This window comes from Priestia sp. YIM B13552 (genome assembly GCF_042787775.1).
GTDB classification, from domain to species: Bacteria; Bacillota; Bacilli; order Bacillales; family Bacillaceae_H; genus Priestia; species Priestia megaterium_E.
In genome coordinates, this window is sequence record NZ_JBHZOU010000002.1 from 655,287 (window position 1) to 669,583 (window position 14,297).

The 14,297-nt window shown below is 38.1% G+C and carries 13 protein-coding genes and 1 riboswitch; of the genes, 2 read left to right on the forward strand and 11 right to left on the reverse strand.

What is annotated here, in order from left to right:
- Window positions 1-47 precede the first annotated feature (47 nt).
- From ACFX40_RS09400 to ACFX40_RS09415, 4 genes are all read right to left on the reverse strand, one after another.
- Window positions 48-500, reverse strand: a complete 453-nt coding sequence (locus ACFX40_RS09400; protein WP_272801056.1) for a DUF2663 family protein — start codon at window positions 498-500, stop codon at window positions 48-50.
- 90 nt (window positions 501-590) lie between these two features.
- Window positions 591-1,196: a CPBP family intramembrane glutamic endopeptidase gene (locus tag ACFX40_RS09405; RefSeq protein WP_025750425.1), complete on the reverse strand. Its 606-nt coding sequence runs from the start codon at window positions 1,194-1,196 to the stop codon at window positions 591-593.
- Window positions 1,196-2,713 carry a RecQ family ATP-dependent DNA helicase gene (locus tag ACFX40_RS09410; protein WP_377254832.1) on the reverse strand — a complete coding sequence of 506 codons (1,518 nt, stop codon included), beginning with the start codon at window positions 2,711-2,713 and terminating at the stop codon, window positions 1,196-1,198. Before ACFX40_RS09410 ends, ACFX40_RS09405 begins: the two co-directional genes overlap by 1 nt.
- 23 nt (window positions 2,714-2,736) lie before the next feature.
- Entirely contained in the window at window positions 2,737-3,786 is a 1,050-nt protein-coding gene (locus ACFX40_RS09415) for a YpbB family protein (RefSeq protein WP_098249266.1), read from the reverse strand.
- Window positions 3,787-4,043: 257 nt separating this feature from the next.
- Between ACFX40_RS09415 and ACFX40_RS09420 the strand changes: the two genes are divergently transcribed.
- The gene (locus tag ACFX40_RS09420) at window positions 4,044-4,292 is read left to right on the forward strand and encodes a ferredoxin (RefSeq protein WP_013059046.1); all 249 of its coding nucleotides are present in this window, start codon (window positions 4,044-4,046) and stop codon (window positions 4,290-4,292) included.
- 78 nt (window positions 4,293-4,370) lie between these two features.
- Here ACFX40_RS09420 and ACFX40_RS09425 read toward each other — a convergent pair whose 3' ends face one another.
- Entirely contained in the window at window positions 4,371-4,946 is a 576-nt protein-coding gene (locus tag ACFX40_RS09425; RefSeq protein WP_013059047.1) for an ECF transporter S component, read from the reverse strand.
- Window positions 4,947-5,100: 154 nt separating this feature from the next.
- Window positions 5,101-5,243: riboswitch (FMN riboswitch) on the reverse strand.
- 299 nt (window positions 5,244-5,542) lie between these two features.
- Between ACFX40_RS09425 and serA the strand changes: the two genes are divergently transcribed.
- Window positions 5,543-7,117 carry a phosphoglycerate dehydrogenase gene (gene serA / locus ACFX40_RS09430; RefSeq protein ID WP_060747010.1) on the forward strand — a complete coding sequence of 525 codons (1,575 nt, stop codon included), beginning with the start codon at window positions 5,543-5,545 and terminating at the stop codon, window positions 7,115-7,117.
- A gap of 33 nt (window positions 7,118-7,150) precedes the next feature.
- On the opposite strand, the gene ACFX40_RS09435 is transcribed toward serA, so the two are convergent.
- The 6 genes from ACFX40_RS09435 to resA form a co-directional block, all read right to left on the reverse strand.
- Window positions 7,151-7,840: a peptidoglycan DD-metalloendopeptidase family protein gene (locus ACFX40_RS09435; RefSeq protein WP_060747009.1), complete on the reverse strand. Its 690-nt coding sequence runs from the start codon at window positions 7,838-7,840 to the stop codon at window positions 7,151-7,153.
- Between the two features lie 169 nt (window positions 7,841-8,009).
- Window positions 8,010-9,782, reverse strand: a complete 1,773-nt coding sequence (locus ACFX40_RS09440) for an ATP-binding protein (protein WP_060747008.1) — start codon at window positions 9,780-9,782, stop codon at window positions 8,010-8,012.
- The gene (locus tag ACFX40_RS09445) at window positions 9,782-10,498 is read right to left on the reverse strand and encodes a response regulator transcription factor (RefSeq protein ID WP_013059051.1); all 717 of its coding nucleotides are present in this window, start codon (window positions 10,496-10,498) and stop codon (window positions 9,782-9,784) included. Before ACFX40_RS09445 ends, ACFX40_RS09440 begins: the two co-directional genes overlap by 1 nt.
- Before the next feature lie 349 nt (window positions 10,499-10,847).
- Window positions 10,848-12,026 carry a c-type cytochrome biogenesis protein CcsB gene (ccsB, locus tag ACFX40_RS09450; RefSeq protein WP_028410714.1) on the reverse strand — a complete coding sequence of 393 codons (1,179 nt, stop codon included), beginning with the start codon at window positions 12,024-12,026 and terminating at the stop codon, window positions 10,848-10,850.
- Between the two features lie 32 nt (window positions 12,027-12,058).
- Window positions 12,059-13,660 carry a cytochrome c biogenesis ResB family protein gene (gene resB / locus ACFX40_RS09455; RefSeq protein ID WP_377254835.1) on the reverse strand — a complete coding sequence of 534 codons (1,602 nt, stop codon included), beginning with the start codon at window positions 13,658-13,660 and terminating at the stop codon, window positions 12,059-12,061.
- Window positions 13,661-13,672: 12 nt separating this feature from the next.
- The gene (resA, locus tag ACFX40_RS09460; RefSeq protein ID WP_377254838.1) at window positions 13,673-14,194 is read right to left on the reverse strand and encodes a thiol-disulfide oxidoreductase ResA; all 522 of its coding nucleotides are present in this window, start codon (window positions 14,192-14,194) and stop codon (window positions 13,673-13,675) included.
- Window positions 14,195-14,297: the final 103 nt, after the last annotated feature.

A 14,297-nucleotide genomic window follows, 5' to 3' on the forward strand; every position in this document is an offset into this window, starting at 1 on the left:
CCCCCTTCACTAAACTTCTATGTAAAAAGAGGCTTTTTCATGCGATTCTATTTGTTTTCATGATATAAATTAATTCCATAGGTTGACTGCATCCAGCGGAACGTTTCTTTTCGGTGCTCCCATGTTTCAGGCGTCGCCCATAGCTCTTTGCTTCTTTTAATAATCTCACAGCGCAAATCTTGGAAAGTCTTTTCTGCTTTCTCGCTTTTTTTCTGCAGCTGTACAGTATAAAAGTAAAGTGAGACGGTAAGCAATAGAAACATCAAATGTCCCATGTTGCCTAACAAAAATGAAAAAAATTCGCTAAACGTCGTAAAAAAATCGCTTTGAAATAGGAAAAAAAAGTAGCTAATAACAGCCGTTACACTGGCTAAAAACAAAAGCTTCCATTTTTTCTCTTTAGCTTTCAGCTTATTAACTGTCTCTTTTCTTTTAATAACGCTCGCTAATATATATTGAAGTGTTTCATCGCTTTCAAAGTCTATCACTTTGTTTTCCATCATTCCACCCCCTCGTATGCTAGTACAACATATGAGGGAACATAAAAGATTATGTGGGTAGTACTGAAAATAATGGCTGTTTCCTTAACTTTACTGAATTAGTTCTTCTGGCTGTGCAGATTCCCCTTTTGATTTTCGTATCTGCAGGCCCAATAAAAAATCAATGAGAAAATGAGTAAAAATCGTGACATACAAATTTTCAGTCCACCAAAAAAGTAACCCTATTAAAAAGCTTAAAAACACAACCGAAATAAAAAGAAACCACTTTTTTAAATATCGAATGTGAACGAGTGCAAATACAATACTCGCCCAAAAGAGGCCAAACTGAACTTGTATAACCCCTCGAAATAATATTTCTTCTGAACATGCAACGATTAGGCAAATAAGGATCAGATGAGGAACAGAACGATTAGCAAATAAACGTTCATTGATCCCTCCGTCATCGTATAAATGCTCAGGTACGCATTTCATTAGAAGTATATCTCCTCCTACTACCAAGAGAGCTGTTCCTCCCCCGTACAATAAAATAGAAGACCAATCCAGCTGAAAAAACTGCAAAAAGGAATTCCATGAATCGAATGTGAAAAAACCGATGCCTAAAGCAATGAAGCAGATGAGCAGCTGTGTTACATATAAATTTTTAACTAGCTCTGCATCTGTCATGGATGAAATAAGCTCTTGCTGTGATTTTGCCATTATATCTCTCCTTGACGAAGCAAACGAGCTAATTCTAATTCCCAGCCTTGAAATGTCCATTGCTCCTGCTCACCATTTGTTTCTTTATAGTTTTCTAAATCCAGGCCGCAGCAATCGCAACAGTTCTCAAGCTCTGATTTTCCCGTTTCATCGAAATAGCCAAGCAGCACGTGACGACGGCATTCTTTTGTCTCAATAAACCCCTTCATCGCACGATACTTGTCATGTTTGTTTCGAAGACGTTTATTTACAGCAGCAACAATCGTTTCATGCAGCGATTCAGGAATTTTCCAGGGTTCAACATGTTCATTTTTCACTACATTTTCTCTGTACAAATAATAACGAATAAATCGCCAATGTGTTTCTTGAACACCCACTGTATAAAGAAAGTGAGACTCTACTTGTTTTAAAGGAATGGCCTGATCATGGTTTCGTAAATACGACAAGCAGTATAAGATGCTATCTGAAGAAGGAAGCTCAATTTCAAGTAAAGAATGAGCAAAATTATCGTCTCCTTCAGCATAAAGCAAGATCGCAATACTGTTTCGCTGATCGCGTCCACTTCTTCCAATTTCCTGTACATATGCTTCTAGCTGCGTAGGTGTATGAAAATGAATAACAAACCGAACATTCGATTTGTTAACCCCCATTCCAAATGCACTTGTGCAGCAAATGATATCAAGCTGATTTTCTAAAAATTGCTGTTGAACAAGCATTCTTTCATTCGGTTCCATTCCTCCGTGGTAATACTGCACTCGCTGTATCCCATTTTCCTTTAGAAGCTGTGTTAATGCTTCTGTCCAAGATCGGCTGGAACAATAGATAATTCCCGGACCTTGCAGTTCACTAACGTACATCAGTAACTTCTCTTTTTTTTCTTCAATACTTGCAACAAAATCAACTTTCATCGCAATATTACTTCGATTCATGGAATAGATGTGCTCGTTGACAGCAGGAAGCGATAAGTAGCGCTTAATATCTTCCACTACTTCCCTAGTCGCAGTTCCCGTTAGTGCCAGACATAGCGGACTGCCAAGTTCCTTCCATATATCTCCTAGCTGTAGATAATCTAAACGAAAATCATGTCCCCACTGAGAAATACAGTGCGCCTCGTCCACAACGAAAAGGCCTACCTTTGCCTGCTTTAATGCTTCTACTACAAAACCATTTTGCAAAATTTCAGGAGATGCATAAATAAAACGATAAAAAGCTAAATTTTTTAGCGCTCGTTGTTTTTCTTCTTGTTGTAGGAAACTATTTAAGGCAATAACTCGCTTTTCTCCGCTTGCCTTTAGTTGTTGAACTTGATCTTCCATCAGTGAAATTAAAGGAGATACAATCAGCACCGGTCGGTTCAACAAATAAGCTGGGAGCTGATAGCACAATGATTTCCCTGTTCCTGTAGGAAGAACCGCTAACACATTATGACCTGTTAAAATATCTTGAATAATCTCTTTTTGTCCTAGTCGAAATTGGCTATAGCCGAATTGTTTCTGTAGAAGTTGTTCTATCTTCACATCAAACACCACTTTTTTTAGTATCAGGTAAAATGTTTTGCTAATACGAGACGAATCTGAAAATAGGTAACGTCGTCTTTTACTTCTTCTTTTATCACCTTTAATTTATTTGTCCGTAAACCTTCAAAGGCTGCGATAATTTTTTCCTGCTGCTTAGGCGATACGTATGCATCGATTGAAAAAGATGGAACAAATAGAGCTAATTCTGCAATATGATCTTCAATGGTACTTTCTTTTAAACGCCTTATATAAGCAATTTCTTCAAGCGTCTTGCCTTTTTGAAGCCAGCTATACGTTTTTAACGTCGAGCTTGTCAAAGGCAATTCTAAATATAGATCACGTAAAAAAGAAGAAAGTACATGAAAGCGTTCATTATTTTTACTCACTTTTTCAATGATATGGTGAATAACCCCTAACAGTTGAATATGAACATAATGCTCATCGAGTTCATATTGATATGCTAACTGATTTTTTGTAAAGCCTACTCTTTGGTATCCAGTCAGCTGCAAAACAAAAAGAGACGCGTCCCGTTCCGTACAACCTTTCAAGCACGTTCGGAGCTCTTCGAATAGCTCGGCGGCTAACTCTTGACGCGTTTGCTTTTGAGACATAATATACGTTTTGACCCATTGAATGACCTCAGGATTTTTGGAAATGGGTAAAAACCCTTTTTGAAAATACTGTAGGTTTGATAAGGTCTGAATGAACAAAGTGATTCTTGCTAAAAATAATTGAGTACTGCTTGCGAATTTCCATCCGTCTAAAGCTGGATGAAAGGGTCGAGCCGTCAGTTCATCTTCAAGGCGTGCTTGTCCCTTATCTGTCATCACATACTTTTGATTTTCAGTTTCTTCAATATACTGCTGTTCTTTTAAATATGCAACGCAGGTTTCAAAAGACCGTTTATCTAAGTAAACAAATGACTGAAAAAGAAACGAAATTCCAAAAATTTTTCCGTCTTGAATCGTTTGAGCTGACTTTTTACCTGTTAATAAATGATAAATACCATAGGCGGTTCGCTCACCTTTTAACTGTTTTATACAAAATAAAATGCTAACTTGAATATAATTCAAAGGTGTCAACTTCCTTTCTCATTCATTGTACCAAAAGTGACCAATAGCATGTGAGATAAAGGCTTTTCAGCTCTTTCCTTTATGTATCAAAACGTTTGGGTAAGTGAAGAAACCTTGATTTGATAAGCATTCTCAGTGACTTTTCTATTGAAAAGTTTTATAAATCATTTTACAATGAATAAGGAGAAATTTCACTCTTGATTCGCGAAGAGATTATATAATGAGAAATTTTCGAACACTTTACAGGAGGTCTTGTTATGCCAAAATATACAATTGTTGATAAAGATACTTGCATCGCATGCGGCGCTTGCGGAGCAGCAGCACCAGACATTTATGATTATGATGATGAAGGTATTGCATTCGTAACATTAGATGATAACCAAGGTGTAGTAGAAATTCCAGAAGATCTAGAAGATGATATGATGGATGCAATGGAAGGCTGCCCTACGGATTCAATTCGCGTAGCGGATGAAAAATTCGAAGGCGATGCTAATAAATTCGAATAAGTGTGGAGCAAACCTGTAGTGTACATGCTGCAGGTTTTTTTATATATAAAAATCGCTCTCCCCGGGAGAGCGATTGAATTAAACAGCAATGCGACGCGTGATCCATTGCTTCATTTTTGAAAACAATAAGACAAAGATAACCCCTGTTGCTGCTCCTTTTATTAAGTTAAACGGCAAAATACCTGCAACGATATATTGACGTGCTTGTTCACTAGACATTTCTGGCGATTGTAAGAAGATTGTATACGCTGGTAAGAAGACATAATAATTTAAGACAGCCATGAGTACCGTCATTACCACCGTACCCGTAACCAAACCTATCGTTACGCCTTTAGCCGTTTTAAATCGGTTGAACATGTATGATACAGGAAGAACGAACAGTAAACCAGCCACAAAGTTCGCCACTTGACCAACTGGAACCCCTGTAGCACTTCCTTGAATTAAATAATTCAATAAATTTTTTATTCCTTCTACTATAACAGCAGCCATCGGTCCAAATACAAGTGCTGCTACGAGTGCAGGAATTTCGCTAAAATCAATTGTTAAAAACGGAGGTAATCCAGGAATTGGAAAATTAATCATCATTAAAATATAAGCAATACTACTTAACATTCCTAGTACAACCAGCTTTTGAGTTTTCTTACTTTGTTGCATCTTGCCTCTCTCCTTCTTTGTGATCCACTCTTCAAAGAAGAAAGGTTCAACTTTATATCCCCACGCAAAAACCTCCCAACAAATGATTCGTTGAGAGGAGACATGGCAGGCATATTTAATAAACGTTCATCACATTAGGTTTTGAACGCTGAACCTCCACCTTCTCCCATCCAGACTGTACTGTCGGCTTTGGAATTTCACCAAATCTGCTCGTATGTATTACATATAAGCTCGCGGGCTCAAAACAATTTGTTTTTTACCGCCGGTCGGGAATTTCACCCTGCCCCGAAGATAGACCAATATTTAATTATGAATTTATTATATGTTATCTCGAATTAAAAGTAAATAAAGAAGTTCTTTAATTCCTATTAAATTGATGTATTTTATAAACTTCATTACTGTTTTTATATGAAAAATAAGGAAATAAGTGCATAACCAACAGCATTATGACATATTTATAGTTTCAATTTTACGTTTATAATAGTGTATTTGATAACTAATCGTAAAGTTTGAAAAAGATAATTGACACAATTTTTTTAACATGGTAAATTATCAAATATTTGATGATAGTAAAATCCAAGGGAGATGTTCACGTCATGTATAATGTATTAGTAGCTGATTCAATTAGCAATGAAGGTCTTGCTCCACTACTTGAAGCTCCTCATGTGAATCTTACGCGAAAAAAAGTTGAAGAAGTTGAGAATGATTTGCATACGTACGATGCGCTTTTAGTACGGAGTGCTACGACGGTTACAGAGGATTTGCTGGCAAAAATGCCGAATTTAAAAATTGTTGCCCGGGCTGGAGTAGGTGTCGATAATATTGATATTGAAGCCTCAACCAAACGAGGGGTTGTCGTTATTAATGCGCCGAACGGAAATACCATTTCAACGGCGGAACATACATTTGCTATGATGGCTAGCTTGTTTCGGCATATTCCCCAAGGTAATGCTTCAGTTAAAGCGCGCGAATGGAACCGCTCAGCATTTGTTGGAACAGAGCTTAATCGCAAACACCTGGGCATTATCGGATTTGGACGAATTGGCTCAGAGCTTGCCAAACGCGCAAAAGCCTTCAATATGAGCGTTCACGTTTACGATCCTTTTTTAACATCTTCCCGAGCTGAAAAGCTAGGCGTAGAACTATTATCCCTGGATGAATTACTAGCAGCAGCGGATGTTATTACCGTGCACACTCCGCTTACGAGAGAAACAAAGGGATTGCTCAATCATGACACGTTAGCCAAAACAAAGAAGGGCGTGTTTTTATTAAACTGCGCACGCGGCGGGATCATTGATGAAAAAGCCTTAGTTCATTATTTAGAAATTGGCCATGTTCAAGGTGCAGCTATTGACGTATTTGAAGTTGAGCCGCCGATTGATAACCCTTTGTTACATTTTGATCAAGTTATTACAACTCCCCATTTAGGAGCTTCTACAAAAGAAGCCCAGCTTAACGTTGCTGAAGACGTGGCACATGACGTTTTGCGTTTTCTAGAAGGTAATCCTGTAAGCTCATCCATTAATTTACCGACGCTTTCTAAAGAAGTTTTTGAAAAAATTCAGCCGTTTACGAGCCTTACTAAACAAATGGGAGCTATTTTATCTCAATGCATGCGAGAACCTGTTCAGCATATCTCTATCTCCTACGGAGGTACAGTGACGGATTTGGAAACCACTTATATTACACGGAGCTTATTATCAGGCTTTTTAACTCATCGTATCGACTCACCTGTTAACGAAGTCAATGCTTCTATGATTGCCAAAGAACGAGGAATTACATTTGGTGAAAAAACATCGGAAGATACGCAAGGATATTCCAATATGATTGACGTTACTGTAACAGGCGAACAGCGTACATTTACCATTACGGGTACCTATATAGCCGGCTATGGACCTCGAATTGTTAATATTGATTCGTTTGATATTGATTTTTATCCGGAAGGACATCTTCTTTATATCCGTCACAGTGATCAGCCCGGAGTTATTGGAAATGTAGGGAAAGTACTTGGAGATTTACGTATTAACATTGCTACCATGCAAGTGGGCCGTAAGCAAAAAGGCGGAGAAGCCATTATGATGCTTACGTTTGATAAACTTTTAGATGATTCTGTCATTGCTTCGTTAAAACAAACAAGCGAAATTGTGACCATACAGCGTATTGAATTGTGACATTGAGAAAAAAGAGCCTGAGCGGCTCTTTTTTTATGGACTTATTTTTAATACTTGTCCTGCATTTAACATCGTATTTTCTAAATGATTCCACTTTTTTAGCTGATCCATATCTACTTCATATTTGACTGCGAGCTCAGATAATGTATCTCCTTGATGGATAAGAATACAGTTATCAGAAGTCTGATGTAACTGCTGAAAAACCGTGGCAGCTAAATCGCTTTTTACGTATGCCAATAGTTTTTGATTGTCCAATTTGGCAAGTGGGTTTACTGCATTGGTTTTATCCGGATTCCAACTTCCTTGATGAACTTCAAAATGCAAATGTGCACCTGAAGATCGCCCTGTATTGCCAACTCGTCCAATGTTTTGACCTGCGGCTACACGATTTCCTTCTGTAACAAAACGTTCCTCTAGATGAGCATAGACCGTTTCGTATCCATTTGTTTGTTTGATAAAAACAACCTGTCCGTATGTATTTGAATAATAAGAGCGGCTCACCACTCCTTTTGCAACAGCATACACCTGTGTACCAACAGGTGCTGCTATATCAATTCCAAAGTGTTTGGCGTGACGTGAACCAAATATATCAGTTAAGACTCCTTCAACCGGCCACTCCCACTGCTTCTCTTCTGCTTTTACCATTTGCCCGCCCAAAAATAAAAGACCTATACACAATCCCATTACTAATACAACCAATATTCTTCTTAACACGTCAATCATGAAGAAAGAACCTCCTATGTAGATCATTGCACACAAAACATACTATATGCCAATTCCTTCTCTTTTAGACTTATTTATAGAAAAAATAAAGAGATGTGATTCAGTGGAGAATCACATCTCTTTGTTATTCTTATTATTTCAGCCGAACAAACTGTTATTTAGCATGTTTTTACTTTGGCAATTTGATAAAGAAAGTTGTTCCTTCATTTAATTCACTTTCAACCGCAATGATCCCTTGATGTGCCTCCACGATATTTTTGGCGATTGCAAGCCCAAGACCAGTTCCTGACTTCCCTCTCGTTCTGGCTTTATCCGCTTTATAAAATCGTTCAAATACAAATGGAAGATCTTCTTTCGGAATGCCTGCTCCTGTATCTTGAACAGAAAGATGGATTTCGGATTGACTTTTATCAAGATGCAGCTTTACTTCTCCGTAGTCATCCGTATGACGAATAGCATTATCAATTAAGTTTGTCAGCACTTGTTCCATACGGTCTGAATCAATCATCGCTTCAAATTCATCTTCTATTTTTCCACTAAGAGACAGTTTAATATGTTTTTCCTTAGCTAATCCTTGAAACTTACGCAAAACACGTTCTGTAAATTCAACCATTGCTACAGATTCTAAGTGAAGCTGCACATGTCCCGCTTCCATTCGCGCCAAATCTAAAAGTTCATTTACAAGCCGGCCCATACGGAGTGATTCATCATAAATCACCTGTGCAATTTCTTTCTTTTCTTCATCCGTACTTGCAATGTCGTCAATAATAGCTTCACTATAACCTTGAAGCATAGAAATAGGTGTACGCAATTCATGAGACACGTTTGCAATAAAATCTTTTCTCGATTTATCAAGTTTACGCTCTTCAGACATATCCCGTAGTACGGCTACAGCACCGCGAATTTTCGTTTGATTATAGAGCGGTGACATTAAAATGACCCACGTTTTCCCTTGAATTTTCAATTCTGCACTTCGCTCCGTTTCAGTCTCTACTACCGTTTGAAACAAATGGACAACGTTTGCTGGAAGCTCAGGCACCTGCTGATTGTTGACATCCTGCTCGTAATACCAAGTCTGAAGAAAATGCTCCGCTGGGGGATTGGTAATTAAAATCGATCCGTCTCTACTAAACGTAATAACACCGTCTGCCATACTGCTTAAAATACTTGAAAGCTGCTCTTTTTCCTGATTAAGCGCATTGAGGTTAAACTTTAACTGCCTGCCCATTTGATTAAAAGCAATCGCTAACTCTCCAATTTCATCGTGAGTTAAAATAGGTACTTTTGTATCAAAGTTGCCTTTTGTTACTTCAAATGCCGCCTGCCTCATTTTTCTAAGAGGCGCTGTAATTCGAGTGGATAAGAAAAAAGCAAAGATAGTAGTTAAAATAATAGCAATACCTGCAGCCAATAAAATGAACTTAGTCGTATATTGAGCGGGTTCTTCAATTTCAGAAAGAGATTGATACAAATAAACGCCGCCTGTCGGTTTGTTATCTTTCATTAAAGGTACACCGACAACAAACATTAAAGGTTCATCACTCGTGTCTTTCTTTGTGGTCATGTACATTTTTTCCCGTATTACTTTACCTTTTTCAACCACTTGATTTAGCTGATCGTTTTGTTTAACAATGGCCGAAATAGCTTTCTTATTTTCTTTATCAGGATGTGTGGAATGCCAATAAAAATCTTTGTCTTGAACAATAACTACACTTGCTTGGTCTGCAAGTTCACGAGCAATGGATAGTCCTAGTTTTTCATCGTCCGTTTCCTGCACAATGGTAGAGATTTTAGCAGCCGTTTTAGTTAAACGGTTTTCTGCATCTACAACATGATAATTTTCAAAAAACTGAAGCAATAAAATAGTCAAAATAAATAAAACAAGCGTGACGAGCAATAGGATAGTAAACCATAGTTTACCAACTACACTTCTCCAAAACATCAGTTATTTTCAACCTCAAATTTATACCCTACTCCCCATACGGTTACAATCATTTTCGCCGCTTGTGACGATACACGATTTAACTTTTCACGCAAACGCTTGACGTGCGTATCTACCGTACGAAGATCTCCAAAGAAATCATAATGCCATACTTCACGCAGCAGCTGCTCTCTGTCATATACTTTATCTGGCGTTTTTGCAAGGTAGCATAATAATTCATATTCTTTTGGAGTTAAGTTAACTTCTTTTCCGTCTGCTGTAACGCGATGTGCATCATTATCAATCGTTAAGTGATCAAAGACAATAAGATTTTTCACGCTCGTTTCTGGCTGAATAAACGTTGCTTGAGAAGAACGTCGAAGCAGTGCTTTTACGCGAAGAACCACTTCTCTTGGGCTAAATGGCTTAACGATATAATCATCTGTACCTACTTCAAATCCTTGGACTCTGTTTACTTCTTCCCCTTTAGCTGTAAGCATGATAATAGGAGTTGCTTTTTTCTCCCGAATTTGTTTACAAACCTCAATACCATCTATGCCGGGCATCATTAAATCTAATACAATCAAATCATAATCTATGTGTAACGCTTTTTCGATTGCTTCATGCCCATCGGCTGCTTCTTCAATGATGTATCCTTCTTTTTCTAAGTACATTTTTAACAATCGTCTAATGCGATCTTCATCGTCTACTAGCAGTAATCTTTGTTCGTTTTGCATGTATTTTCAACCTCCTAGTCTTAGTGTACAAAAAAAAACCGGCGAGTTCTACTTATGATACCCAAACAATGTGACAATTCGTGAACACCTTTACGAAAAACAGCTTTTTTTACCAAAAAGAGGCTGAGACGCAACGAAATCCATGTAATCTACAGCTGAATAAATAAAATAAAGAAGCTAGTAGGGATCGCTTGTTTCAAGGCTATAAGCACCTACATACACGAACCTTGCGTTCACCATCTCAATGAAAAAATCCGAACGAATGAGATTCTCCATCAAGAATCTCATTCGTTCGGATCTTCCTTCAACTAAAATATCTTCATTTCAGCCTCTATTCTATTATTAAAGGTTACGCATATGAATGTAAACCTGCAATAATTAGGTTCACAGCCACTAAGTTGAACATAATGATGGCAAACCCGCCAACTGCCAGCCAAGCTGATTTTTCACCGTGCCACCCTTTCGACAGCCGAAGATGAAGAAAAGCGGCGTAAAATAAAAAGGTGATCAGCGCCCACACCTCTTTAGGGTCCCACCCCCAAAAGCGCGTCCAGGCCATCTGAGCCCAAATCATAGCAAAAATAAGTGCTCCTAGTGTAAAAATAGGAAATCCAATCGCCACTGCTCTGTAGCTTACTTCATCAAGCAAGTCGCTGTTTACCTGCTTCACAAGCGGCTGCAGCGCGGCTCCAATTCGCTTCCGTAAAATAAGACGAATCAGCCAATATAATACAAAGCCACCGCCTAACGACCAAATAACCGTATTTAATTTTTTAGCATTGATAATAGCGGGCATATCAATAAGTGGCTGTATATCGTTCCCATCTGTCCACTCACTTTGATGCGGTCCCACTAGCGGAACCATATGATATACGACTTGCTCTTGTTCTCCACTTTTATTAACCCAATTAAATGATGACTCGTAGTGAGCCGCATTAAAAGCCAGCGTCACCGCTACAAACCCAAGCGTACTAATAAGCGTATACAGGATGAATTCCAGCCAAAATGCTTTTTTATTTCGCTTGGATTGGTCAATCGTTTTGATTAAATAAATCAATCCTGCAACAAAGCTAATGGAAAGCACGGCTTCACCGGTAGCTGCGGTTGTAACGTGGATATGCAGCCAATTCGTTTGGAGAGCCGGTATCAGCGGCGTAATTTCAGTTGGAAACATGCTTGCATAGGCAATGATTAAAAGAGCCACCGGCAATGCAAAAAGTCCAAGCATGCTAAGACGATAAATAAAGTAAATAACAATAAATGCGCCAACAAGCATCATGCCAAAAAACGTCGTAAATTCAAATAAATTACTAACAGGAGCGTGGCCTGATGCAATCCACCTTGTAATAAAGTAGCCAATCTGTGCAATAAAGCCGATGATGGTAACCGCAATTCCAAACGTTGCCCACTTTGTTTTCTTTTGAGCTGCTCGCTTATCTCGAATAGCTCCTCCGAAAAAAAAGGTTGCAACTAAATAAGCAATAAACGCCACATACAGTAAATTACTACTTATACTCGCGTAATCCATGCTTTTTCCTCCTATTTTGTTTCTTTATCATTTTAGTCCTTCAGCTGTGTAAGAGATGTTGATTCTAATAAACCATTTAGTTCTTTTTTAAGCCCATACCAGTTTTTATTTGTATGTGCGGCCAACCATATCTCATTATTGACTTTTTGAATCCACATGCGGCGATGATTCCAATACATCCCTTGAATTACACCAATCATAAAGATGGCTCCGCCAATTCCTAAAAACCAAAGCGTATAGTCTCTGCGAACGGTTAACCCTGTTACATTTTTCGTTTCCACACCAGCAAAGGTCATTTTATAATCGTTATTTCCTAGCGGCTCCAAGTTCTCTCTAATTCCAACAAAAGCAACTTCCCCTTTTTTATGCTGAGGCGTAATCATTTTAAATACAAAAGCAGGATTGTTAGGCACTCTGGTCTTTGTATTTGGATTTCCTTCATCATCAAAGAAAAAGTCTGGAAAGTAGCTCATGAGCTTGACTTTATATCCGTTTTTTAAATTATATGTTTCTTTTGGATTATGTAAATCTACTGTAAGTGAACCAACGTTTCTATTTGCATTTTTATCTGTTAAATGGAAAGACATAGAGCTAAATTCATTTAACTTAAAATCCACTTGGTACATGGCATATCCTTCAAACTTAAGCGGCTGATTCACACGAATCTCTGAATCTTTTATTTTCTTTAACTTTGGATCTGCTCCCGGTATAAGCTTTCCTTCGCGCTTATACAAACTAACATCCGCTTCATATTTTTTGGCTACTTTATTATTCCCTGCACGATCGATTGCTTCTTGAAACACGGCGCTTTCGCTATCTTTATCATACGTTTCAACAGTAAAACGATGGTTTTTCAAAAAATACTCTCCGTTCGTCCCAGGAATAACTTTTGTTTCACCTTCACGGATCCAAAGAACTTCATCTATATACATACCTGGTACAAATCTAAGCATAGCACCTAGTAAAAAGATAATGAGACCGATATGATTAACGTATGGACCCCATCTTGAGAAGCGTCCTTTTTCAGCCAGCAGATTGCCGTTTTCTTCACGAATAGAGTATCTTCTTTTTTTGAGCATGCTTTTTACATGTTCATAATCTTGATCCGTCCACGATGATGAAATGCTATATAAACGCTGTCTTTTTAAGAAGTTTGGATGTTTTGTTACACTCTGCTTTTTTAGAGCTCGGTACAAAGGCACTACTCGATCTAAACTGCAAATGACTAACGACATTCCTAAAGCAGCAATTAAAAGCAAGTACCACCATGATTCATATAAATGATGAAAACCTAACTTATAATAAAGCTCTCCTGTCCATCCATATTCCTTTTGATAATACTCATCGGCTGTCACATTAGGTGGTATGTAAGCTTCTTGAGGATAAATGGTTCCGACTGCAGACGCAACAAGCGTCACAATAATGATCCAAATGCCTACCTTTACAGAAGAGAAAAAATTCCATACTTTATCGATAACTGTTTTATTGTACGTTTGCGATCGCCTTGCGCTTCCTTCATAACGCATATCTACTAATTTATCAGTCGTTTCTTCTGCAATCGGCTTACCACAGGCTTCACACAAAATCGTACCATGCGGGTTAACGTGTCCACACTCACATTTCACGTGTTTCATTGTCAACACTCCCTATGGTTTAATTTCTTCCATATATTCTTTTATTTTAGATTCTTCCAACCCGCCAATAAAGCTGTCTACAATCTTTCCGTTTTTATCAATTAAAAATGTAGTCGGAAGAGGATCTATTCCGTACGCACCCAAAACTTGTGAATCTTTATCCATCAAAATTGGAAACGATAGCCCGTATTGTTTAGCAAACTGCTCTACCGCTATATTCGTTTCTGCAACGTTAACAGCTAAAATTTCAACGCCTTGCTTTTTATATGCTGCATACTGCTTTTCCATAGCAGGCATCTCTTGTTTACAGGGCTTGCACCAAGTTCCCCAAAAATTCAAAAAAACTCCTTTACCTTTGTAATCTGATAGCTGATGAGTTTCTCCATTAATATCTCTTAATATAAAGTCAGGTGCCTTATCTCCTACCGATACCTTTTGTTTATCAGCAAAAAATTGAGCATAAAGGGTATATCCAACCGCGCACAGCAAAACTGCTAATATCACTGTTCGAATAATCAAGCGCTTTTTTTTCATGGCACGAACTCCTTTTAACCGCTTTCAATACGCTTTTTTTCTACCATTATATCATTTTTTTGGTAGTGGCTTTCCGATAATATTTCGACGTTTCTGTGAAGTC